Source organism: Klebsiella sp. BIGb0138 (genome assembly GCF_004342285.1).
GTDB lineage: Bacteria > Pseudomonadota > Gammaproteobacteria > Enterobacterales > Enterobacteriaceae > Klebsiella.
In genome coordinates this window covers 305,857-328,288 of the sequence record NZ_SMCV01000002.1, presented here as the reverse complement: position 1 = coordinate 328,288, position 22,432 = coordinate 305,857, and the positions used below count along the sequence as shown (strand labels likewise).

Sequence of the window (22,432 nt, the reverse complement as noted above, 5' to 3'; positions counted from 1 at the left end):
CTTTAGGCGACCCGGCGTGGGCGGAGGAACTGGCCATCGCCGGCCTGATTGACGATTTTGCCGTGGTGAAAGACCTGCATACCGCGGCACCATGTCTGTTCAATGCGCACGGTAAACGCCATGCCGGCGAATGAGCTCCAGGTCACCGCCGACAGGCTGCCAGAGGGATCGAAACGATAGCTTTCAGGATTCAGAATGACGAAATCGGCATCCTTCCCGGTAGCAAATGACCCCTTACGGTCATCCAGCAGGAAGTGTTGCGCCGGATTGCGACACAACAGCTGAACAACCGTGGTGGGCGAAATCCCGCGCTGCTCACATCCGGTCCACAGCGCAGGTAATAACGTTTCCAGTCCCGGTCCGCCGGAGGCGTTTTTGAAAATATTCGCATCGCTTTTACGCTCCAGTCCCCAGCTGACGTGGTCAGAAGAGACAAATGTACAATCCCCTTGCGCAATATGGACCCATAATCGTTCGGACTCGGATTTTGGCCGAATAGGGGGGTAATGTTTGGTTTTTGCCCCTAGCCTTAAAGTGTGTTCTTCATGGTTAAGCATCAGATACTGAACGCAGGTTTCGATAGAGACCGGATAGCCGGCATTTTTGTACATTTTATAAATCTCAAATCCGCGCGAGGTCGAAACGTGAACCGCATGCGCGCGGGCGCCAGTTACCGCGCCAATTTCATACAGCTGCGCGGTCGCCAGGTTTTCGATCAGGGGAGTGTGAGCACGCATGAATGCGTCCCAGCCGGTATTGTTTTCCGCCATCATGCGTTGGATATTTTTGCGCGTCATTTCCTGCATCTGGTTGTGTACCGCGCAGGCTAAACCGCTTGGGGCGATCAGCTGAAATGCATACTGCAGGTCGTCTTCCTCAACCCGAGGGAAGCGGCCGGGCATCGCCTCGAAAGTCGAGAATTTAAACGCGCAGACGCCGCCTTCAATCAACCCTGCCGCTGCGTCAAAACCCTGCTTGTGGTTGAGCGTACCGAATAGCGCTACGTCTACATGGCAGTCGCGTTCAATTTCAGCAATTTTATTGTCCAGCAGGCGGCGACTGGCAACGGGCTCAGGGTCGTCGTAAGGCATATCCACCATCACCGTCACCCCTCCCGCTGCGGCTGCGCGTGAGGCCCGGCCGAGTCCCTCCTGATTGGCCTGGCTGCCTGAGTGTACCTGCCCATCGATCACGCCGGGGATGACCCATTTGCCGCTGGCGTCGATGGTTCTCTCTGCCTGCGGCGGCTGGCCGCTGCCGGTGGCGATAATTTTCCCCTCGTCGATAGCTATCCAGCCATCAGGCGTGATGCTGTCGGCATCGACCAGGTTTCCCTTTACCACGATGTCCCATTTTTTCTGCACAGCCATGACCAACGCTCCCTTATAACTTTTAGCGAAAATTTTGCATAAAAATGCATATGTGACCGATGAGTAGTCGGGCCCTTTTCCAAAGTCTGCGTCTAGTGTAGGGTGGCTGTATGTATTATGTCTTATGCTTATTTATCACTCATGCATAACATTGTGTTAACTTTATTGAGGGTGCAATGCGCTTAAATCTCAAACAAATTGAAGTCTTTCGCGCCATTATGTTGACGGGTTCAATCAGCGGCGCGGCAAAACTATTACATGTTTCTCAGCCGGCGGTTTCGCGCTTAATCAGCTATACCGAACAGCGTCTGGGGTTATCGCTGTTTGAACGCATAAAAGGACGGCTTTATCCCACTCCGGAAGCGCGGCATCTGTTTATCGAGGTCAACTCGGTCTATCTCGGCGTGCAGCGGGTCAATGAAGTTGCAGAAGATCTGATTCAAAACCGGATGGGGCATCTGAGGATTGCCTGTAGCCCGAGCCTTGGGCAGGGTTTAATTCCCAATGCCATTGCCAAATTTCACCGAACGCTGCCGGACGCCAGGGTGATTTTGCATACCATGATCCCCGATGTTTTACTTCAGGCAGTCCTGACCCAGCAGGTGGAATTAGGGATTGCCTTTCTGCATGAAGGTCATCCGAACGTGCAGTCCCGGGTGCTGTATGAGAATCATTTAGTGGTGGCGCTCCCGGCTACTCATCCGCTTACGGCAAAAAACATTATCAATGTGGAGGATTTGGTTGGCCAACCGTTTATTGGCTATGGCTCAGATATCCCCATTGGCCAGATTGTCCGCCAACTCTTTAATAATGAAGGTATTGTTGTACGTCCCATCGTTGAATCACAGCAGATTCACGTGGCTTGTGCTTTGGTTCAGGCGGGGGTCGGCATCGCCTTGATTGATGAAATTACCGCCAGCGGCCCGGTATGGACAAACGTCGTCTTTCGTCCCATTTCACCCACGGCTAAAACGCCCATTAGCATCATCCACGGGATGTATGAACCGCTTTCACGATTAGCTCAGGAATTTATCACCACCCTGGAATCTATTCAGGTGCACTGGTCGAGATAGCCTGTTTTTTATCCCCCTCACACTTTAGCGTTGTTTCACATCTTTTCTGGTCAAGCACAACGGCTTTGAATTTTTCGACCGTTAACATTTTGTTATACGCCGTGGCCAAAAAGTAATATGACATTTTGACCAGGTGCCCTCTAGTATCGAACAAAGGCCGCAATGATTATTCATTAATTATGCACTTTGAGGCCGGATTACTGGTTCTGTACTTCTGGAGGAATAGCAATGGGTCGAATTTTAACGCTGGCTGATGTCGAAGCCGCGGTGAAGGGTGGGTCAGTGTTTGCCTGTGGCGGCGGCGGTTGGGTCGAACATGGGCTGGAGTTGGGCAAAATGGCCGTCACCATTGGTCGTCCTGAGCTGGTCACGATGGAAGAGGTTGCCGACAGTGCCTGGATTGCCACCGCCGCAGCCATTGGTGCGCCTGGGGGGCTGACCGACTGGGAAATGCTCGGTGTCGACTATGTTAAAGCCGTCCAGCTGGTACAAAAAGAGCTGGGGGAGCCCATTTATGGGCTGATTATCGGGCAAAACGGGATGTCCAGTACGCTAAACGGCTGGCTACCGTCCGCTATTCTCGGTACTAAAGTGGTCGATGCGGTGGGGGACCTGCGCGCCCATCCTACTGGCGATATGGGGTCATTAGGCCTTGCTTCCAGCACACAACCCATGATTCAGGCGGCCGTTGGCGGCAACCGCAAGCGTCATGCCTATATTGAGCTCGTCGTCAAAGGCGCGACCGCCAAAGTCTCCCCCATATTGCGTAAAGCCTCGGATATGTCCGGTGGCTTTATCGCCAGCTGCCGTAATCCGATCCGTGGTTCTTATGTGCGCCAGCATGCCGCACACGGCGGTATCAGCCTGGCCCTCTCTCTTGGTGAAACCATTATCTCCGCCAGTAAAAAGGGCGGCAGCGCGACGATCGATGCAATTTGCAACCACACCGGGGGGCAGATCATCGGTAGCGGTAAAGTGACGCAAACCACCCTGCAATATACCGATGAGGCTTTTGACGTCGGCATTATCGACGTGGGTCAGGGAGAAAACCTGCGTCGCATACATGTCATGAATGAGCATATGGCGGTGGAGGACAGCCATGGCCAGCGCATTGCCACCTATCCCGACATCATTACCACCCTGGATATGCAGGGCAACCCTGTCAGCGCAGGGCAGCTTAAACCGGGCCTCGAAATTGTGATTTTTCACCAGCACCATAGCCAGATCCCGCTCTCTTCATCGGTTACCGATCCTGCGGTTTATCCGCCCGTCGAGAAGGTTTTGGGTATCGAATTGTTCAGCCATATTCAGCAAGGAGCCCTAAAATGACCAGGACCTTCAGCGTGACTTCGGGTAATCAGCTGCGCTGCTTAGGCTGGCGCCAGGAAGCCTTGCTCCGTTTGCTGGAAAATGTACTGGCCGTCGGGGAAAAACCTGACGAACTGGTGGTCTATGCCGCATTAGGCCGCGCCGCGCGCGACTGGCCTTCACACGATGCGATTGTGCAAGCGCTGCAAACCATGCGTGAAGATCAAACGCTGCTGGTCCAGTCCGGCAAGCCGATCGGCCTCCTGCAAACCCATGTCAACGCACCGCTGGTTATTATGGCCAATTGCAACATGGTCGGTCAGTGGGCCAAAGCGGACAATTTTTATCGTTGGGAAAAGGCCAATCTGATCTGTTGGGGGGGCTTAACCGCCGGCGACTGGCAATACATCGGTTCACAAGGCGTCATTCAGGGTACCTATGAGATTTTCTCACGCATTGCGGAACGGCACTTTGATAATGACCTGGCCGGGCGCTTTATCCTTACCGCCGGTCTGGGGGGGATGGGCGGGGCTCAACCGTTGGCAGGTACCATGGCCAGAGCGGCTATTCTCACGGTAGAGGTCAACCAAAAGAGTATCGACAAGCGCTTGAAAAACGGCTTTCTGCAGTATCAGGCGCAGGACCTTGAACATGCGCTGACGCTCATTCGCAATGCGCAGCACGATCGCCAACCCATTTCAGTCGGTTTGCTTGCCAACGCTGCCGATGTTTATCCTGCTATTTTGGCGAAAGGTATCATCCCCGATATCGTCACCGACCAGACCGCTGCCCATGATTTAGTGTACGGCTATGTGCCTTCAGGTTACTCGCCGGAACAGGCTGCCGCCCAGCGGGAGAACGATATTGATGTGTTGATGGATGCCAGCCGTCGTTCGATCGTCCAGCATGTCACCGCCATGCTGGGGTTTATGGATAAAGGCGCCGTGGTGTTTGATAACGGCAATCTTATCCGCACCCACGCCCATCAAGGCGGCGTCGAACGCGCCTTTGAGATCCCCATTTTTACCGAGGCCTTCCTGCGCCCGCTGTTCTGCCGCGCTATCGGACCATTCCGCTGGATCGCCTTGTCCAATAACAGCGATGACATCAGGCTCATCGATAACTATTTATTAGATCGTTTTGCCAATAACAAAATTGTCAGCAACTGGATCCGTCTGGCCCGTGAGAAAGTGCCGTTCGAAGGTTTACCCGCGCGAATCGCATGGCTTGGCCATGGCGAGCGAACGGAACTGGCGCTGGAGGTGAACCGCATGGTTGCCGATGGCCGTCTGAGTGGGCCGATTGCCTTCACCCGTGACCATCTGGATGCGGGGGCAATGGCCCATCCCAACATTATGACTGAAAAGATGAAAGATGGCTCAGATGCCATCGCCGACTGGCCGCTACTCAATGCTCTGGTGAATTGCGCCTCAATGGCGGATCTGGTGGCTATTCATTCCGGCGGCGGTGGATATAGCGGTTATATGACCAGCTCCGGAGTGACGGTGGTGGCCGATGGCTCAGATGCCGCGGCCCAGCGCCTGCAGCTCGCCATGACCAATGATACCAGTACCGGCGTGATGCGCTATGCCGATGCGGGATATCAGGAATCTCTGGATGAAATAAAAGAAAAATCAATTCCTTATATTAATTTATCGTCGGCCATCTAGCCTTGCGTATGAGGTCATTATGACAAAAAGCACGATTTCTCCCTTGACCGCTCGGGTGTGTCAGTCCGTACCGGGACAACGCAATAAGGGCTATAAAGCGATTGCGGCTGCATCAATCGGTAATGCGCTGGAATGGTACGACTTTTCCATCTATGCCTTTTTTGCCGTCTACATCGCGCAGAACTTCTTTCATCAAGCCGATGCCGGGGCGCAGTTGTTCGAAGCCTTTTTAGCGTTTGGGCTCGGTTTTGTGATCCGTCCTCTGGGGGCGCTGGCTATCGGGGTCTATGGCGATCGGGTAGGGCGCAAAGCCGCGCTGACGCTGACAATTATGACGATGGCCGTGGGAACCGCCATCATTGCGTTTGCGCCACCCTATAGCGCCATTGGCATTGGCGCACCGCTGTTGATTCTGTGTGGCCGGGTATTGCAAGGCTTCTCCGCTGGAGGGGAAGTGGGCGGCGCGGCGGCCTTTTTGGTCGAGCATGCTCCGGCCGAAAAGAAGGGACAGTATGCCTCCTGGCTACAGGCCAGCATGGGGATCTCCAACATCTTTGGCGCGCTGGTCGCCACCGTGGTGACGTTGACCCTCAGCCATGAACAGATTGGCGATTGGGGCTGGCGCATACCGTTTATTATCGGTCTGTCTATCGCGCCAATTGGTTTGTGGATGCGTAAAACGCTGGAGGAGACGCCGCTATTTGTTCAAGAACAGGCCCGCCGTCAGGCAGAGAAGATCCAACCGGTGATGCCGCTGCTACAGCTGTTTAAAACGCACAGCAACGCGGTATTACTCGGTACCGGTCTGTCTGTTCTGTGGGCCGTTAGCGTCTACTCGTTGATCATCTTCATGCCGATTTATGTCCAACGTCAGCTGCATTTTGAGAGCCACCAGGCCTTCCTCGCGGCGCTGATTGGTAACTGCTTTATGGTGGTGGGCTGTGTTGTCGCAGGCAGCTATTCCGATCGTATCGGCTCGCATAAGTTACTGATGGTGGGGGCCGGCTTGTTGCTCATCTGCAGCTATCCACTGCTGCTGTTGCTTGATGCTTCGCATACCACCGGGACGCTGATTCTGGTGCAAAGCCTGTTCTGTATCCTGGTATCGCTGTTCGTTGGCGTGGCTCCTCTGGCGCTGTCTGAACTTTTCCCCACCGATGTTCGCGCCAGCGGGATGTCGGTTTCTTACAACCTTGCGGTGACCCTCTTTGGCGGCTTTGCTCCGGCAGTGCTGACCTGGCTGACCGAAAACATCGGAACGCGGTTCGCCCCGGCGTGGTACGTCATGATTGCCAGTATTCTGGCGATGATTGCTTTAGTCAGGATTGAGCGTCAGAAGGCCAGAGGAAAAGATTAACCAACCGATATAAATATAAAAATAGTAATTAATCCATTTCCTGACTCATACAGCATCACCAATAATAAGAGGGTTTTCTCTATGCCAGCAAAGTTCTCCCTTTCGATGATTGCCTTGCTCACGCTGAGCTACAGCCAGCTGAGCAGGTCTACCGTCACTCTCGATGGACACACCATCACGCCAGCCATTATTGCCAGCGTGGCGGATGGCGAAACGGTCGCTATTTCTCCAGCCGCTACCGACCGGGTAAAAAAAGCGCATCAGGTGCTGATTGCAGCGGCGCAGAATGGACAAAAAATATATGGCCTGACGGTGGGCGTCGGTTTGAATAAAGACCGTCCGATGGTCGATGTCCACGGTAAACTGACCGATGAAGTGATCGCGGCGTCAAAGAAATTTAATATTGGCTTGCTGCACGCCCATTCGGGGGGCATCGGTGAACCAATGAGCCAGCGTGCGGCTCGTGCGACAATGGTTACCCGCTTAAATACCTTGTTAACCGGCGGCGGTGGCGTGCAGCCTGAAGTCATCGACGCCTATGTCAGCTTTCTCAATAAGGGCATCACGCCGCTTATCCCGTGTGATGGTTCAATCGGCGAGGGGGACATTACGGTTATCAGCCATATCGGCCTGGCGATGATAGGCGAAGGCGACGTGTACTATCAGGGGAAAAAAGTTCCGGCACAACTCGCACTGGACCATAGCAAAACGTCGGTTGTTGTCCCTTATGCCAAAGACGCATTAGCCATTTTAAGTTCGAATGCGTATTCTGCGGCCAGCGCCGCGCTGGCGCTGAATTCCCTGGCTCATCTGCTGCCCCTTAATTCCTTGATTTATGCCACCAGCCTTGAAGCGTTGAACGGTAACGTTTCTCCTTTCCTTGAAATACTCTGGCCTTGCGTTCCTACCCTGAAGTGGTGGCGATGGGTCAACACCTGCGCACCCTGCTGGCGGGCTCCAGCTTGTGGGAACATGACGACAGCCGTCCGTTGCAGGACCCGCTGAGCTTCCGTTCCGGTGTCTATTTACTTGCCGAACTACAGCGCAGCTATCAGCTGGCCTATGACCAGCTACTGATACAGCTCAATAGTTCGGATGACAACCCCGGTGTCGCTATCGACGTTGCCGCGCCATCGGACCGCCCGCAGGATCGTCTGGGCTATGTGGATCAAGATGGGGTGAAAGGTGCCGTATTGCCAACCGCCAACTTTGAGCCCTTGCCATGGGTTATCTCCTTCGAACAGCTCAGCCTGGCGCTGGCCCACAACTCGTTGGCCAATGCTCAGCAGGTCGTAAAACTAAATAATCCATCATTTACCGGGCTTACACGTTTTCTCGGTACGGAGAATACCGTTCATGCCTTTGGGGCGATGGAAAAACCGGTGATGTCGCTGGCGATGCGCAATAAAGCGTTGGCGATGCCGGTATCGCTGGATTACATGCCGGTTGCGGGCGATATTGAAGACATCGCGACGAATGCACCAGAGGTCGCGCAGCGTCTGCAGAGACAAATCGATAACAGCTATCAGCTTTTGGGCATTTTACTGGTCCATGACGCACAGGCGATTGATTTGCGTAAGCAGAAGAAAAACGGTTTCACCATGTCGCAGCCGACCAGCGTGTTATACGATGCGCTCAGACGCCAGGTGAAATTTATGGATAGCGACCACCCGCTCAGCCCGGACTTCGCCGCGGCGGCACAGGTTGTGAAGGCATTCGATATGCAAGATGTGACGAAGAAATAGCCATTCGTTTTCCGGTCGCCAGACATCGTGTTGCGTTTAAATAAGCGCCAGTTTCTGAATGAGGGCCGTCCTCTCTTCCGGGCGCCTTTTAACCATTCCGCTTTTTTGATGTATGGCCCGGCGTCGGCTTCGTGCGTTGAATGAAAACAAGGCATAGACAGCAGGGGAGCGCCATATACTGCATGTATATGGCGTTACCATTAATTGATGACTATTTGGCCTGGAGCCAGAATGTGCCGGAATAAGGGAAATTCAATACGTTCTTATGAATATTCTCAATATCTGTTTCCGGATCCAGATCTGCAAATAAGGCCGGGTGCAGGAATTTTGCAATAACTTCAACAGCCATGATATTCAAGGGACTATCGTAGTACTGATGATAAATCGCCAGCACCCGTTTATTTTGCATCGCATCAAGCGTTTCTATTCCTGTGCGTTTGATCAGGTGATCCAATCGCTGTTCAGTTACTTTCGTATCAGCATCATAGCCCAGAGGAATACCGATACTTTGTTGGAAATTACTACTCCAGTCTGCGCCCGTCATGATGTAGTAGGATGGGTTTGAAGTAATAAGCTGCTCCAGGCTCATGGTACCGTTTTTCCCGGCAAACAATGCGCTGCCGACGTTAATACCGCCAGCAGTCGCAATGAACTCGCCGAAGCTTCCTTTACCGTAGGTAAAACAGCATTCATCGCCGGTCATGCCGGCATGGCGTTCAATAAAGACTAACGGCTTTTCTTTTTCATTTAACCCTGCGGTACGCTGACGTATCAGCTTGAGCCGCTCTTCATAGAAACGAGCCCAGGCTTCGCTGTGCTGCTCATCACCCAGTACTTTACCAAGAAGCCTGATACTGGTGATGCTGTTGGTGAGCGGGCGTAGGCGAAAGTCGATAAATAATACCGGAATGCCTATCGCCGCAAGCTGATCCAGCACGCGGCTTTCTTTTAGTTTACTCACTACGCCAAAGTCGAAAATGATCAGATCGGGATGCATCTGAGCGGCGCGTTCAACACTAAAATCAGTGAGATACGCATTTTCGAGCATCGGCAGCTGTTTTAGCTGGGGGTATTTTGCCAGATAAAGTGAGTACAAGTCCGGCGCTTTGGTTTTGAGGGTGTTATCCCAGGCAATAAGCTGAGCAAACGGATTCTGCGGATGCACAATCTGTAACGCCTGAATCGCCCGGGCGTCCGCCAGAATCACCCTTTTTGCCGGCTGCTGAAGTGTGACCTCCCGCCCGGCAATATCGGTCACCGTGACCGGAGATGCCTGCAGGTTCGCAGCCGACAGTAAAAGCAGACAACCTAATACCCTACGCCACAAAAATTGCTGTCTCATTTTCTTAATCCGTATACCCGTAGCCGTGAGACAGCCCAGCCTGGTTGTCTGGGGTGTAAAACAACATTCGGTTCTTAAAAATTAGTTTACATTTCTATGTATTGCTAACTATTATCATTCCGTTTCTCATAATGCAAATCGTTCATAATTCAAATTGTGTTCTTTTACAGGGGATCTTCTTGATGTCTGGTCACTTCCGGCACTCGTTGCTTGCGACTGCTATTGTTTTAGCGCTACCGACCTGGGCTGCTGATAAAAATGATAACGCTTCATCAACCGATCGTACGGATACACTGACGGTTGTGGGTAACTGGCTTGATTCGCCGGATTACGACACTATTGTTCTCGATCATGCTGGTGCCAGAACCATTGTGACGGAGCAGCAGGTAAAGGAAAAAGGCGGAGAGACGATTTCTGAAGCACTACGCGGTATTCCTGGCGTACAGGTTCAGGAGAATAACGGGACCGGCGGTAGCGATGTGTCATTGAACGTTGGCGTTCGCGGACTGACCTCGCGTCTTTCTCCTCGCTCAACGATCATGATGGACGGCGTGCCGCTCTCTGTTGCCCCTTATGGCCAACCTCAGCTGTCAATGGCTCCCCTCTCAATGGGAAACATTCAATCCATTGATGTTATTCGTGGTGGTAGCGCCGTCCGCTATGGACCGCAGAACGTCGGCGGAGTGATTAACTTTGTCTCGAAGGATATCCCGGAGGCGTTCGGCGGCGCGGTGAGCGCGCAAACGGAAGGGGCGTCCCACGGTGGGTTAAAAACGTTGACCAGCGCTTCCGTTGGTGGAACGGCGGAGAATGGTCTGGGGGCCGAGTTGCTTTATTCTGGTCTGCACGGGCAGGGATACAGAGAAAGCAATGACAATACCGATATTGACGATTTTATGCTGAAAACGCGTTATCGTTTCACCCCTAAGGACGAACTGACCGGTAACTTTCATTATTATAATGCCGCAGCAGGTATGCCAGGCGGTCTGACGAAAGAGCAGTACCAGCAAAATCCCTTCCAGTCTGTTCGGCCGTTCGATCAGTTTGCGGGTCGCCGTCAGGATATGTCTTTCAAATATCGCCATCAGGAAGAGGATAGCCAGTTTGAAGTGCTGACCTATTTCACCAAAAGTTTCCGGACCAGCGATATTCAGACCGATGGCACCGGGGCGCAGGAAGGACAGAGTCGCCTGGCGGCAGCCCCGCGTCACTACACCACCTGGGCCATCGAGCCTACTTATTCTCATTTGTTCCGGTTTTGGGATATGGCTCATGAGGTCACCCTTGGCTATCGTTACCTGAATGAGACATCGGATGAAAAAGGGTATCGATCTGACTGGTACGATCCGGCAACCACCACCTCAGCGCCGAATTCCAAAGCCAATTATTATCAGCATACCTCGGGCGGTACCGCGGCCAATGCGTTTTATATTGATGATGCGATAAACGTGGGGAACTGGACGATCACGCCAGGGCTGCGCTATGAAAGTATCCGTACGCATGTGAATGATTCTTTTGCCGATATTGCCCGAGAAAAATCGTACAGCGAACCTTTGCCCTCAGTCAACGTGATGTATCACCTGTCTGATAGCTGGAAACTATTTGCGAATGCCAATACCTCTTTCGGGAGTTTACAGTATTTTCAGCTGACGCGCGGTGGCAATCATGGGCAGCCGGCTCCAGGTCTACAGCCTGAAAAGGCCCGTACCTATGAAGTGGGTACCCGCTATGACGATTCATTATTCAAAGCTGAGCTGACCGCCTTCTACATTGATTTTGATAATCAGCTGCAGTACATCAACAATACCATTGGCTGGACCACGTTAGGCGCCACTAAGCATGAAGGCGTTGAGCTGGCCCTGAACTATGATCTCAGCGAGTTAGCCAATAGTCTGGACGGCCTGAGTGTCTACACGACCTATACCTATACCCGCGCCGTATCCGTCAGCGGAGAGTTTTCGGGTAAAGATCTGCCATTCTATTCCCGTCAGGTACTGACGGTGGGCTCCCGCTATGCGACGGGCAACTGGGTCTGGAACGTTGATGGCTATTCACAATCTCGCCAGCATTCTCCAGGATCATCCGATGCCGGGAATGGTTATATCACGCAGGAGAGCGATGACGGCCAGTACGGTGATATCGCGGGCTATATGGTGTGGAATATGCGCGGTGAATATGACATGGGACCTGCATGGTCAAATCTGAAGCTGGGCGCCGGTGTCAAAAACCTTTTCGATCAGCGTTACTACACGCGCTCGACAGATAATAACTACGGGAAATATGTCGGCGAACCGAGAACGTTCTTTGTGCAGGCGTCTCTGGCATTTTAAAGCGTTAGCCTTCGCGGTGTAGAGGATACACCGCGAAGAGGTTAGTTTAGAAAGAAGAGCTTGCCTGGGGTTCGATAAGACCATCAATAATGGTATAGGGATAGCCGCGCGAGCAGAATTCAATTCTGCCTTTTACACCGTAGACGGTGGCGAGATTGGCTTCCGTAATCACCTCATCAACCGCGCCATTGGCGACCAGCTCGCCCTGTTTCAGCATCAGGATGTGATCCCCATGACGCAGTGCGGTATTGATATCGTGGACCACGACTACGGTAACAATATTACGCCGACGCGTTTCCTGAGCCACCAGACTCATGACGTGAAATTGATGGTTCAGATCCAGAGCGCTTAAGGGTTCATCCAATAATAATAAGGAGGGCGCGCGAATCAGCGACTGGGCCAGGCCTACCAGCTGTTTTTGCCCGCCAGAGAGTTGATCCAGATAGCTCAGTGCCAGATGTTCAATCCCCAGTTGACGCAGGAGCGCCATCACTTCTTCCTGCTGCGCAGAGGTCTGTACCCCTCCTGATGCCCGCTGCGCGACAATGACCGATTCCAGTACATGAAGATGGACCCCGGCCGGTAACGTCTGCGGCAGATAAACCACTTTTTCCGCTCGCCGGGAGAAAGGCAGGGTCTTCAGATCGGTATCATCCAGCCATAATTCGCCGTCAGAACTATTCAGACCTGCCATCGCCCTCAGCAGGGTGGATTTACCGCTACCGTTAGGGCCCAGTAAAACCGTGATTTTACCGCGCGCCAGATGGGGCACGGTGAGATCGCGAATTATCTGGCGCCTGGGGTAACCTGCGCTGAAGTGGGAAAGGCGCAAACCCGTCTGTACAGGCTGAGTCATACGTTACTCCGATGGCGTAGAATAATACTCAAAAAGAAAGGGACCCCAACCAGCGATGTCACAATCCCTACCGGGATAATGACCCCTGGAATGAGGTTTTTTGATGCGACTGAGGCGAGCGATAATACCAGAGCGCCGGTGAATGCGCTGCCCGGTAAGTAAAAACGATGATCTTCACCAAAAATCATGCGCGCAATATGCGGTGCAACGAGGCCGATAAAGCCGATAGGACCGACAAATGCTACGGCAACGGCGGATAAGATACTAATACGCAATAATGTCGTCAGACGAAGACGGCGTACGTTAATACCAAAGCTGATCGCACGATCTTCTCCTAGCCTCAGTGCGGTAAGTTTCCAGGAACTCATCAGCGATAGCGGTAAAATAAATAACAGGATAAGACACAGGATACCGACTTTTTCCCATGAGGCGCGGGCAAGGCTGCCCATCGTCCAGAAAACCAGCCCCTGCAGCGTATCCTCACTGGCGACAAACTGAAGCATTGACACCAGGGCATTAAAGGTAAACACCAGGGCGATACCAAAAAGTATCACGCCAGAGGTAGCGACATTTGTCCAGCGGGTAATTCCGTCCAGCAGCAGGGCGGCCAGGAGCGCAAACACAAACGCGTTTGCCGAGATAAACCACTGCTCCGGAACGCCCGGAACGCCGATCCCAAGCACTATCGCCAATGCTGCGCCGAACGCCGCCGCTGAGGAGACGCCGAGTGTAAAAGGGCTGGCTAAGGGATTGTTGAGGATAGTCTGCATTTCGGCGCCAGCCAGGCCGAGCGCCAGGCCAACAACAATAGCCATGAGCGCATAAGGTAACCGGATATCCCAGACGATGACTCGCGTACCCGTATTTACCGTCTCAGGGGAGACCAGCGTTTGCCAGATGGTATCCAGTGTTAATCCGGAAGGACCCATGGTGAAATCCAGCAGTAAAGACGCCAGGATGAGCATCAGCAGTATTACCATAATCAGAATACGGCGACGCAAAATACGCTGATATCCATTGATAAGCCCCATGCCGTCGGTGCTTATCTTTTGTTTATCCGTTTTGATGGTTATATTCATGAGTCACTAACGAACCTTGTTTGCATTGAAATAATTTAAAAAGGAATGGGTGATACCCTGAGGTATTTTTCTCATACGCGTGATTTTTAAGCTTATCCACCGGAGTTTGGATCCAACAAAGGAATGCCGGTTAACGATGGCTCTGAGCATACTATCCACGAGCGGTTGATACCAGAACATCCTCCTGGGCTTCTTCATCACTGAAGGCCAGCTCATAAGATGTTCATTGATGGGGAAGTCGTCATAGTAAATGTGGGTATTAACAACGACCCTCAGCCGGGGGAACCGAATACCATCAGCAATAGGCTCGCGCTGAGTATCCGCGGTGGAGTCGAACCTTCAGGCTTATTCGGCTTTGTTCGTGAGGTTATCTTATCCTCATTTTTAATAATAATCGCACAGTGCTTAAATGGCTGAGAAGATAAATCATTCATTTCCCTGACGCTATTTGCAGAGTATTGCCTTATTTATTTTAATGCGTATTAAACGATGAGTCAGGTGACGTTATGCCGCCAACGTTGAGAGAGCAAGAGGACGCTTTATCTTTTACCCTCCTGGTTCTGCCATCGGTGGATGGTCTCTCTTCGGGATGGTATCTGAGCGATACGATGAGAGAACCCTGCGTACCGTTAAACGGGGATCAGGGAGAGGGGAACCATTAGCGGTACCTCAGGAGAAGCGGGAGCGTCCTCCCGCCAATCCAACCTTGCGAATACTCCCGGATAATGCGCGGTATGGTGCCGCAAATACTGTCGTCGTGAGAAAACGCTGACGAGATATTTTATGAAACGGTTTATGCCGTTACCCGTTATAATACGTAGAATCAATCAGCATCCGTTCTGGAACTGAGTCGTTATATCAGGGCGGGTTCCCCGTGCCGTTCTCGATCAGGCAATCGAATAACCTGCGTCAACCAGAAGACCATGACCGGAAACGAAAGAGGCGTCATCAGAAGCTAAAAACGCCACGACGCTAGCCACTTCTTCCGGTAAGCCTGCCCGACCAGCTACGGTTGCAGCGGCGAAATCATTCTTCGCGTCGCTGCCCGGCCAGATGCGGTCCTGGAACGGGGTGTCGATGATGCCAGGATTAACGGCATTAACGCGCACGCCCTGCTTGAACCATTCAATGGAAGCGGTTTTGGTCAGCCCAAGAACAGCATGCTTACTGGCGATATAGAGGCCGGCGTTGGCAAAGCCGATCACCCCTCCCATTGACGCATTGTTGATGATGACGCCGCTGCCCTGGGCCAGCATCGCTTTGGCTTCATGTTTCATGGACCAGAAGACGCCGCGCACGTTGGCATTAAAGATGGTGTCATAGACTTCATTTGATTGCTCAATGAACGGCGTAAACTCACCTTCGGTACCTGCATTGTTAAAGGCTATGTCGATTCGGCCATAGGTAGCGCACGTTGCGGCGACCAGATCGATCACCTCTTTTTCAACGTTGATATCCGCCACAACGGCCGTTGCTTCGAAACCTTCGCTTTTGATTTCAGCGACAAGCGCGTCGATTTCGCTACGTCGACGAGCGCTGGCGACCACCCTGGCGCCACGGCGGGCCAGTTCGATAGCTGTGGCGCGGCCAATACCAGAACTTGCTCCGGTAACCAGCGCGACTTTTCCTGACAGGGTTTGAGAAGCGGTTTTGATAGTCATCGATTTCTCCAGATTGATAGCATCAGATCGTTAAGCCAGAGAGAACTTTCTCTCATATGTCTTGCACCACATTCTGGAGTTTTCGATTGATATGATAAAGTAGGTAATAATTGCCACTATGATGAATGAGGTTCACTAATGGATGCTGCCGAGATGATTGAACTGACCGTGTTCGCGTCGGTGGCGAAGCATTTAAGCTTTCGTCGGGCTGCCATAGAAAGAGGCACATCCTCCTCCGCAGTGAGTCATTCAATTCGTAGTCTTGAGACTCGTGTGGGCGTGCGTCTTTTTCATCGCACTACCCGTAGCGTCTCGATGACTGAAGCAGGGCAGGTGTTGTACGCAAAGCTACAGCCGGCACTAGTCGATATGCAAAATGCCCTGGACGGACTGAACTCATTTCGCGCTTCGCCTTTCGGCACCGTCAGAATTAATGTCCCCAGTTCACTGGCGGTATTCGTTCTGGGTGAAGCCATGGAGCTACTGGCACATAACACCGGGCTTAAGCTGGATGTTGTCGCCACGGATGCTCTGGTGGATATCGTCGAAGAGGGATTTGATGCCGGGATCCGCTTCGGTGAGCGTCTGTCACAGGATATGATCGCCGTTCGGCTCAAGCCGAAATTCCGCTTTGCCGTTGTGGGCTCGCCGGGCTATTTCGCGACGCATCCGGCTCCCGTCACGCCACACGATCTGCAACAGCATGCCTGTATTCGCTATGCTTTTCCCAGCGGGAAGATTTTAAACTGGGAGTTCGCAAAGGAAGGGAAAATGCTAGAGGTCGATGTGACCGGTCCCTTGACGACGGATAGCCAGGAATTGATGGTGGATGCCGCAGCGCGTGGGCTGGGGCTCGCCTATATATGGGCAGACCGTGCCGCACCCTATGTCTACGATGGCCGGTTGCAGCGCTGCCTGGAAGACTGGTGTACCATCGAGGAAGACCTGTTTCTCTATTTCTCTGGTCGTAAGCATCAAACGGCGGGACTGAGGGCTATCATTGATGCGCTGAAGGCTTAGGCTTAGATAGCCACGGCCTGGCCTGCAAGAGCAGCCGCGCACTCTCATAGCGTGCGCGCTACTCTGCACTGCCCGGTAAGTACTATCCGTTACTGACTGCTGAATGACTCCGGGAAGTCGGTCGCCTCCGAAACTTCGCGCCATTCAACAATATCTTTCTCTACCGCAGCCACTTTTTGCAGAGCATAGTCATTTGCTATCTGGCCAGCAAATAAATGCAGGGGGGCCTTCTGCACTTCGGCGGCCTGAATTATCAGTAAGGCAACCTTAGCAGGATCGCCAGCCTGCGCGCCGGCAAATTCGTTGAGATGTAAATCCAGTAAGTCTTGCGCAGCCGTATATTCCGGGATGCTGCGCTTCGCAACGACTAAGGAGCCTGAAGACAAGAATTCGGTACGTACCGGGCCGGGATAAACGACCGTTGCCTTAATGCCAAATTCGGCAACTTCAGCGGCCAGGGCTTCAGTAAGCCCGGCAATGGCGAATTTGGTGGCGGCGTAAACCCCCCATCCCGCATAACCGCCCTGGAAACCCGCGATGGAACCCACGTTAAAGACATGGCCTGAACGTTGGCGACGCAGGTGGGGCAGCACGTGACGAATAACATGTGATGGTGCGATGACGTTGACGTCAAAGTTACGACGTAATTCTTCGTCAGATATTCCTTCTAAGGTGCCCTGCAGACCATAACCGGCATTATTCACGACCACATCGATGCGGCCAAAATGAGCAAGGGTTTTTTCGATGCTATCCTGTACGCTGCGCTCATCAACGAGATCGACCTGCAGCGGAAGAAACGTATCAGAAGCCGGGCCAATCTGCGCGACGAGTGAAGTCAGCGTACGAGATGTGGCGACAACGTTAGCACCGGTTGCCAACAGCTTGCGTGCAAGCGATAGACCAATTCCTTTTGACGCACCGGTGATATACCAGGTTTTTGCAAGTTGACTCATAAGTTTTAATCCTGAATAGCGGTTTTTCGATAATAGTCATGCAGGCCGGAATGGCTCTGTCCCAGCGATGCCGCAGAAGTAAATTGCTGAATATGTTATTGGAAGAACCCTAACGGCATCGGTTGATTAAGTATTAGCTGGTGGTCTTGTCATTACAATGCACTATCGACCATTTATCCTGCATAAAAGTCCACGCCGGTGTTAAGGGGGCGTTGGAATTATGCATCAAGGTATTTCCTGGCATTTATAAACAGACCCATTAAGTTTGTCCGGATGGGAATGTGCTGATGATTATTACTGGGGAAAACGTATCCGCGGAGCGGTAACTTTCGGCTAAAAAAGAGAGCACCAGACCTGTTGTCACTGGGGCTATCATTATTGTATATGCACAATTCGCGATTGTGTTAGTTTGCCGAGTTGTTATGATGAGGTCTACAACATAAAGAGTGTTAGTATTTTTATTGGATCGCTCACGATGAATATCCCGAATGATTTTGCCCCACAATTAGACGCCAGAGAGACGCTGACTCAGGAGTTAATTTCTATCATTAAACGATTTTCTCCGATTGACGGAGAACACAAGGTTGCGATTCCTTCACTGACTTTTTTCCGTTTTTCATCGCCGTCAAAAGAAGAATCGACGTTAAGTAAGGTTGCGCTCATTTTTGCGGCCCAGGGGAGTAAAACGATTAAGGCTGGTGAGGAATGCTATGATTATGATTCCAGACGTTGCCTGGTCACCTCCGTTGATATGCCGATAAGTGGCCGGGTGATAGAGGCGAGTCAGGACAAGCCATACCTCTGTTTTTCTTTCGAGATCGATATGACAGTGGCGGCTAACCTGGTCTCGGCAAAAGAGTTCCCCGTGCCGGATGAGCCTTCTGCTGGCCCGGGAGTGAGTACCGGTGATTTATCAATCGACCTGCTGGAGGCCACCTGTCGTCTGGCTCGCTTGCTGTTAACGCCAAAACATATCCCCATGTTAGCGCCTCTCATTGAGCAAGAAATAATTTATCGGATATTGATGAGTAACCAGGGCATGCGTCTGCGACATTCAATGGTCAGGGACAGCAGCTCATACAAAATTACCCAAGCCGTCAATTGGCTCAAAGAGCATTTTAATGAGCCGGTGCGCATTGAGGCACTTGCAAGACATGTCAATATGAGCACATCGTCACTATATCAACATTTTAAAGAGGTGACCTCGTTGAGTCCATTACAATATCAAAAACGCCTGCGTTTAATGGCGGCCCGGGCTCGTTTACTCGAGCGTGCGAGTGATGTCGCTCTGGTCGCTTCCGCGGTAGGTTATGACAATATTTCTCAATTTCATCGCGAATATAAAAAACTATTTGGCGCGCCGCCTGTTCAGGACGCGAAGCGTCTTAGAAAGGGCGGGGAATACGCTTAAATAGTAAAAGAAAATGAATGTGGATATGCGGGTATGCAGTAGCGTGAGGGAAGGTTGTCAATTGTGACAATAGCTATTTAATGCGGGAAGGTTTTACCGCAGTGTTGCATTTTCAGCCATATCGCCGGCTTTTCCGTTTGCTAAGAAAATAAAAGACGCTGCCGCTACGCGTACCTCATTCCCGTAATACGGGAAGGTGCATTATTTGCTGTGGTTCTTCGCGCGATGATGAAATCGCCAGCGTCCAGCGTAGATTTGGATTTTTGTGCACTAATGTCGTAGGTATCGACAGCCGCCTCTCACCATTTTAGTGGATACTCCTCCCGTGAATGGTATGGAGCCCCTTTTTCCCAAAACCGTATGTCCGGGGCGAGTGAGAGCATTTATCGAGAATTATTATGAAAAACGTATTAATTATTAATGCATTCCAGTTCTACGAGGGGTTCTCCAGAGGGGAGCTGAATAAGACCATGGCCCATGTGATCGAGGAAGAAATGGCGCGTCGGGGCTACAACGTTCAGACAACGCATATTGAGCAGGGTTATGGTGTTGAAGAAGAGGTTAAAAAGCATGTCTGGGCGGACATCATTGTATTGCAGACGCCCGTCTACTGGTTTGGTGCTCCCTGGATTTACAAAAAATATGCCGATGAGATATTCACCCATGGTCTGCTCCAGAAAAGGCTGATTGTCGACGACGGGCGTACGCGTGAAGACCCCTCCAGGCAGTACGGCACGGGCGGTAAGATGCAGGGGAAAAAGTATATGCTTTCTTTGACCTGGAATGCTCCACGCGTGGCGTTTGATAATAAAGATCAGTATCTGTTTATGGGGAAATCCGTCGATGACGTGATGATCGCCAACACCGCCAACTATCGTTTCTGTGGTGCGGAGGTTCTCCCGTCCTTTTCCGCTTTCAACGTCGTTAAGGACCCACAAGTGGATGAGTATATCGCTCAGCTGCGCGACCATCTGGAAGCGCTCTTTCCGGTTCATGCCACCAGCGAGTGCGTAGGGTAGGCGATCGACTATGGCTAACCGACAACAATCCGCGGAGAAAGTCGCGATGCGCCAGATTGCAGCCGCCAGGGCTTATCGAATTCTTGAGTCCGGCCCGATTCTCATGGTTTGTACCCACGATGGCGTGCGTCCAAACATCATGACCATGGGGTTTCATATGATGATACAGCATGCTCCACCGCTCATTGGCTGCGTTATTGGTCCCTGGGATCATAGCTTTGCCGCACTGAACAAGACCGGGCAATGTGTTCTCGCGGTGCCGGGAGCCGATCTTGCGCGCACCGTGGTTGACGTGGGTAATTGCAGCGGTGTGGCAGTCGATAAATTCGAATGTTTCGGTCTGGCGACGGCCAGGCCGGCCAAAGTAAACGTCCCGCTATTAAGTGACTGCCTTTACAACATTGAGTGCGTCATGCATGACAACACGATGGTCGACAAATACCAGCTTTTTATCCTTAAGGCCGTCGCGATATGGTCTAACGATTCGCGCAGGGAACGACGTTATTTGCATCACCACGGCGATGGTACCTTCACAGCTGACGGTGAGCGCTTCGATCTGCAAGACCGCATGACGCAGTGGAAGCAGTTCCAGGTCGATCTCTAACAACATCATCTTTTGGCGTTACGGATATGATCCAGACCCGATATGCATTCATTATCAAAGCCCCCGGCTATAACCGGGCTACGCACGCGGCGCAGATGACATCGCCAGAGTTCGACGCCCAATTTATCGGCGTGAACGACGCCGACGAAATGCTGTCCGCCGCCGAAGATCTTGTCGCTGATGGTATCCAGATTATTGAATTATGTGGCGGTTTTACACCGCAGGAAGCAACAAAGCTGCGCCGTCACTTCCCCGGCATTGATGTTGGGCTTGTGACTTATCCATAGTACAACCGATCGGTAAAACAGTTCTTTCCTTACGATTATTCGGCTGGAGATACAACATGCAATATAAAACGCTGGGTAACACCGGTTTACTCGTTTCCCGTCTGTGCCTGGGGACCATGACTTTCGGTGACGGTTCTGGTGTTTACAAACACATCGGTGCCGCCGGGCAGAAAGAGGCTGATGATATCGTCAAAGCCGCTTTCGAGGCTGGGGTCAATTTTTTTGATACCGCCGACGTTTACTCTGACGGTGGTAGCGAGCAGGCGTTGGGGCAGTCTTTCAAAAACCTGGGTCTTTCCCGCAAAGATGTGGTGCTGGCAACCAAAGCCTATAGCCGCATGGGACAGGGGCGGAATGATGTCGGCGCATCGCGTGGCCATATTATGGACGCCGTTGACGCCAGCCTGAAACGCCTTCAGACCGACCATATTGATCTGTACCAGATCCATGCCAATGATACGATCACGCCGATTGACGAGACCCTGCGAGCGCTTGATGATTTGGTGACCCAGGGCAAGGTCCGCTATATCGGGGTTTCGAACTGGCAGGCCTGGAAAATTGCCCGCTCGCTGGGGATTTCCGAGCACAAGAATCTGGCGCGTTTCGAAACGCTGCAGGCCTATTACTCGCTCGCCGGTCGCGATATAGAACGTGAGCTGGGGCCGCTGCTGGAGGCGGAGAAGATGGGACTGCTCGTCTGGAGCCCGCTTGCCGGCGGTCTGCTTTCCGGCAAGTTTACCCGCGACCACCAGAAGCCAGAGGATTCACGCCGTTCTGAGTTCGACTTCCCGATTGTTAATCGGGAAAGAGCCTGGAATATTATTGACGTTCTCATTCCTGTCGCACAGGCGCATGGCTGTAGCCCTGCTCGTGTTGCCCTGGCGTGGCTGTTGTCCCGACAGGTTGTCACCTCGGTCATCATGGGGGCGAAACGCCTCGATCAGCTTGAGGATAACCTCGCCGCCATCGATCTGGTGCTGACAGATGACGAGCTGCGCCAGCTGGATGCAGTCAGCATGCTGCCACCGGAGTATCCGGGCTGGATGCTGGATACCCAGGGAGCAGATCGACTGGGACCGGTCGATCTATGGTCAGCAGCCAGCGCTTCCTGACCCTCACATAAACTTCCTGCCACAACATTTTCTACCGGATCCAGGCCCTGGCGCTTCGGATCCGTTCCCTGTGCTGAATCCTGACTTCTCTACATGATGAGAGCGGTATCGTCGTCGGTACCCACGCATCCTGGGGGGCTCATCCCTTTGCTCGCTTACGGGAAGTTTCTCCGGTACCGTCTGGGTTAAATGATGCCCTTGATGACGCATCGGAGGTTCGCCTGCGGTTACTGAT

At 52.4% G+C, this 22,432-nt stretch carries 19 protein-coding genes; 13 read left to right on the top strand and 6 right to left on the bottom strand.

The annotated features are described in order from the left end of the window. Nucleotides 1-2: 2 nt before the first annotated feature. A complete protein-coding gene (locus EDF73_RS05990) occupies nucleotides 3-1,370 on the bottom strand; it encodes an amidohydrolase family protein (protein ID WP_132727070.1) in 1,368 nt (455 codons plus the stop codon). 176 nt (nucleotides 1,371-1,546) lie between these two features. Between EDF73_RS05990 and EDF73_RS05985 the strand changes: the two genes are divergently transcribed. From EDF73_RS05985 to EDF73_RS27925, 6 genes are all read left to right on the top strand, one after another. Continuing rightward, the gene (locus tag EDF73_RS05985; RefSeq protein WP_132727067.1) at nucleotides 1,547-2,443 is read left to right on the top strand and encodes a LysR family transcriptional regulator; all 897 of its coding nucleotides are present in this window, start codon (nucleotides 1,547-1,549) and stop codon (nucleotides 2,441-2,443) included. A gap of 228 nt (nucleotides 2,444-2,671) precedes the next feature. Further along, nucleotides 2,672-3,772, top strand: a complete 1,101-nt coding sequence (locus tag EDF73_RS05980; RefSeq protein ID WP_132727064.1) for a DUF917 domain-containing protein — start codon at nucleotides 2,672-2,674, stop codon at nucleotides 3,770-3,772. Next, entirely contained in the window at nucleotides 3,769-5,421 is a 1,653-nt protein-coding gene (locus EDF73_RS05975; protein WP_132727061.1) for a urocanate hydratase, read from the top strand. The genes EDF73_RS05980 and EDF73_RS05975 overlap by 4 nt, the downstream gene beginning before the upstream one ends. A gap of 19 nt (nucleotides 5,422-5,440) precedes the next feature. Next, complete coding sequence (locus tag EDF73_RS05970) at nucleotides 5,441-6,778, top strand: MFS transporter (RefSeq protein WP_132727058.1); 1,338 nt, start codon at nucleotides 5,441-5,443, stop codon at nucleotides 6,776-6,778. Nucleotides 6,779-6,859: 81 nt separating this feature from the next. Beyond that, complete coding sequence (locus EDF73_RS27930; RefSeq protein ID WP_207896603.1) at nucleotides 6,860-7,783, top strand: aromatic amino acid lyase; 924 nt, start codon at nucleotides 6,860-6,862, stop codon at nucleotides 7,781-7,783. Next, nucleotides 7,702-8,523 (top strand): aromatic amino acid lyase, encoded by an 822-nt coding sequence (locus EDF73_RS27925; protein WP_207896601.1) that lies wholly within the window; start codon nucleotides 7,702-7,704, stop codon nucleotides 8,521-8,523. The genes EDF73_RS27930 and EDF73_RS27925 overlap by 82 nt, the downstream gene beginning before the upstream one ends. Nucleotides 8,524-8,734: 211 nt before the next feature. Here EDF73_RS27925 and EDF73_RS05960 read toward each other — a convergent pair whose 3' ends face one another. Then, nucleotides 8,735-9,865 carry an ABC transporter substrate-binding protein gene (locus EDF73_RS05960; protein WP_132727055.1) on the bottom strand — a complete coding sequence of 377 codons (1,131 nt, stop codon included), beginning with the start codon at nucleotides 9,863-9,865 and terminating at the stop codon, nucleotides 8,735-8,737. Between the two features lie 182 nt (nucleotides 9,866-10,047). Here EDF73_RS05960 and EDF73_RS05955 point away from each other — a divergent pair, with 182 nt between their 5' ends. After that, a complete protein-coding gene (locus tag EDF73_RS05955; protein ID WP_132727053.1) occupies nucleotides 10,048-12,195 on the top strand; it encodes a TonB-dependent siderophore receptor in 2,148 nt (715 codons plus the stop codon). A gap of 46 nt (nucleotides 12,196-12,241) precedes the next feature. On the opposite strand, the gene EDF73_RS05950 is transcribed toward EDF73_RS05955, so the two are convergent. The 3 genes from EDF73_RS05950 to EDF73_RS05940 all read right to left on the bottom strand — a co-directional run bounded on the left by EDF73_RS05950 (nucleotide 12,242) and on the right by EDF73_RS05940 (nucleotide 15,791). Beyond that, nucleotides 12,242-13,051, bottom strand: coding sequence for an ABC transporter ATP-binding protein (locus EDF73_RS05950; protein WP_132727051.1), 810 nt, complete (start codon nucleotides 13,049-13,051; stop codon nucleotides 12,242-12,244). After that, entirely contained in the window at nucleotides 13,048-14,130 is a 1,083-nt protein-coding gene (locus tag EDF73_RS05945) for an iron ABC transporter permease (protein WP_132727048.1), read from the bottom strand. Before EDF73_RS05945 ends, EDF73_RS05950 begins: the two co-directional genes overlap by 4 nt. 887 nt (nucleotides 14,131-15,017) lie before the next feature. After that, complete coding sequence (locus EDF73_RS05940) at nucleotides 15,018-15,791, bottom strand: glucose 1-dehydrogenase (RefSeq protein ID WP_132727046.1); 774 nt, start codon at nucleotides 15,789-15,791, stop codon at nucleotides 15,018-15,020. A 153-nt stretch (nucleotides 15,792-15,944) separates the two neighbouring features. Here EDF73_RS05940 and EDF73_RS05935 point away from each other — a divergent pair, with 153 nt between their 5' ends. Next, nucleotides 15,945-16,811, top strand: coding sequence for a LysR family transcriptional regulator (locus tag EDF73_RS05935; RefSeq protein WP_207896599.1), 867 nt, complete (start codon nucleotides 15,945-15,947; stop codon nucleotides 16,809-16,811). A gap of 89 nt (nucleotides 16,812-16,900) precedes the next feature. Here EDF73_RS05935 and EDF73_RS05930 read toward each other — a convergent pair whose 3' ends face one another. Further along, on the bottom strand, nucleotides 16,901-17,764 hold the full coding sequence (locus tag EDF73_RS05930) for an SDR family oxidoreductase (protein ID WP_132727040.1): 864 nt from the start codon (nucleotides 17,762-17,764) through the stop codon (nucleotides 16,901-16,903). Nucleotides 17,765-18,239: 475 nt separating this feature from the next. Between EDF73_RS05930 and EDF73_RS05925 the strand changes: the two genes are divergently transcribed. The 5 genes from EDF73_RS05925 (at nucleotide 18,240) to EDF73_RS05905 (ending at nucleotide 22,197) form a co-directional block, all read left to right on the top strand. Next, a complete protein-coding gene (locus EDF73_RS05925; RefSeq protein ID WP_132727037.1) occupies nucleotides 18,240-19,175 on the top strand; it encodes an AraC family transcriptional regulator in 936 nt (311 codons plus the stop codon). Nucleotides 19,176-19,573: 398 nt separating this feature from the next. Continuing rightward, nucleotides 19,574-20,194: an NAD(P)H-dependent oxidoreductase gene (locus tag EDF73_RS05920; RefSeq protein ID WP_132727034.1), complete on the top strand. Its 621-nt coding sequence runs from the start codon at nucleotides 19,574-19,576 to the stop codon at nucleotides 20,192-20,194. 10 nt (nucleotides 20,195-20,204) lie between these two features. Then, nucleotides 20,205-20,798: a flavin reductase family protein gene (locus tag EDF73_RS05915; protein WP_243655203.1), complete on the top strand. Its 594-nt coding sequence runs from the start codon at nucleotides 20,205-20,207 to the stop codon at nucleotides 20,796-20,798. A gap of 26 nt (nucleotides 20,799-20,824) precedes the next feature. Further along, on the top strand, nucleotides 20,825-21,085 hold the full coding sequence (locus EDF73_RS05910; protein ID WP_132727031.1) for a DUF6506 family protein: 261 nt from the start codon (nucleotides 20,825-20,827) through the stop codon (nucleotides 21,083-21,085). Between the two features lie 56 nt (nucleotides 21,086-21,141). Beyond that, nucleotides 21,142-22,197, top strand: a complete 1,056-nt coding sequence (locus EDF73_RS05905; RefSeq protein ID WP_132727028.1) for an aldo/keto reductase — start codon at nucleotides 21,142-21,144, stop codon at nucleotides 22,195-22,197. Nucleotides 22,198-22,432 lie beyond the last annotated feature (235 nt).

Coding starts and splice junctions, on each gene's coding strand:
- EDF73_RS05990 (WP_132727070.1), bottom strand. CDS start 1,370: ATGGCTGTGCAGAAAAAATGGGACATCGTGGTAAAGGGAAACCTGGTC.
- EDF73_RS05985 (WP_132727067.1), top strand. CDS start 1,547: ATGCGCTTAAATCTCAAACAAATTGAAGTCTTTCGCGCCATTATGTTG.
- EDF73_RS05980 (WP_132727064.1), top strand. CDS start 2,672: ATGGGTCGAATTTTAACGCTGGCTGATGTCGAAGCCGCGGTGAAGGGT.
- EDF73_RS05975 (WP_132727061.1), top strand. CDS start 3,769: ATGACCAGGACCTTCAGCGTGACTTCGGGTAATCAGCTGCGCTGCTTA.
- EDF73_RS05970 (WP_132727058.1), top strand. CDS start 5,441: ATGACAAAAAGCACGATTTCTCCCTTGACCGCTCGGGTGTGTCAGTCC.
- EDF73_RS27930 (WP_207896603.1), top strand. CDS start 6,860: ATGCCAGCAAAGTTCTCCCTTTCGATGATTGCCTTGCTCACGCTGAGC.
- EDF73_RS27925 (WP_207896601.1), top strand. CDS start 7,702: ATGGGTCAACACCTGCGCACCCTGCTGGCGGGCTCCAGCTTGTGGGAA.
- EDF73_RS05960 (WP_132727055.1), bottom strand. CDS start 9,865: ATGAGACAGCAATTTTTGTGGCGTAGGGTATTAGGTTGTCTGCTTTTA.
- EDF73_RS05955 (WP_132727053.1), top strand. CDS start 10,048: ATGTCTGGTCACTTCCGGCACTCGTTGCTTGCGACTGCTATTGTTTTA.
- EDF73_RS05950 (WP_132727051.1), bottom strand. CDS start 13,051: ATGACTCAGCCTGTACAGACGGGTTTGCGCCTTTCCCACTTCAGCGCA.
- EDF73_RS05945 (WP_132727048.1), bottom strand. CDS start 14,130: ATGAATATAACCATCAAAACGGATAAACAAAAGATAAGCACCGACGGC.
- EDF73_RS05940 (WP_132727046.1), bottom strand. CDS start 15,791: ATGACTATCAAAACCGCTTCTCAAACCCTGTCAGGAAAAGTCGCGCTG.
- EDF73_RS05935 (WP_207896599.1), top strand. CDS start 15,945: ATGATTGAACTGACCGTGTTCGCGTCGGTGGCGAAGCATTTAAGCTTT.
- EDF73_RS05930 (WP_132727040.1), bottom strand. CDS start 17,764: ATGAGTCAACTTGCAAAAACCTGGTATATCACCGGTGCGTCAAAAGGA.
- EDF73_RS05925 (WP_132727037.1), top strand. CDS start 18,240: ATGAATATCCCGAATGATTTTGCCCCACAATTAGACGCCAGAGAGACG.
- EDF73_RS05920 (WP_132727034.1), top strand. CDS start 19,574: ATGAAAAACGTATTAATTATTAATGCATTCCAGTTCTACGAGGGGTTC.
- EDF73_RS05915 (WP_243655203.1), top strand. CDS start 20,205: ATGGCTAACCGACAACAATCCGCGGAGAAAGTCGCGATGCGCCAGATT.
- EDF73_RS05910 (WP_132727031.1), top strand. CDS start 20,825: ATGATCCAGACCCGATATGCATTCATTATCAAAGCCCCCGGCTATAAC.
- EDF73_RS05905 (WP_132727028.1), top strand. CDS start 21,142: ATGCAATATAAAACGCTGGGTAACACCGGTTTACTCGTTTCCCGTCTG.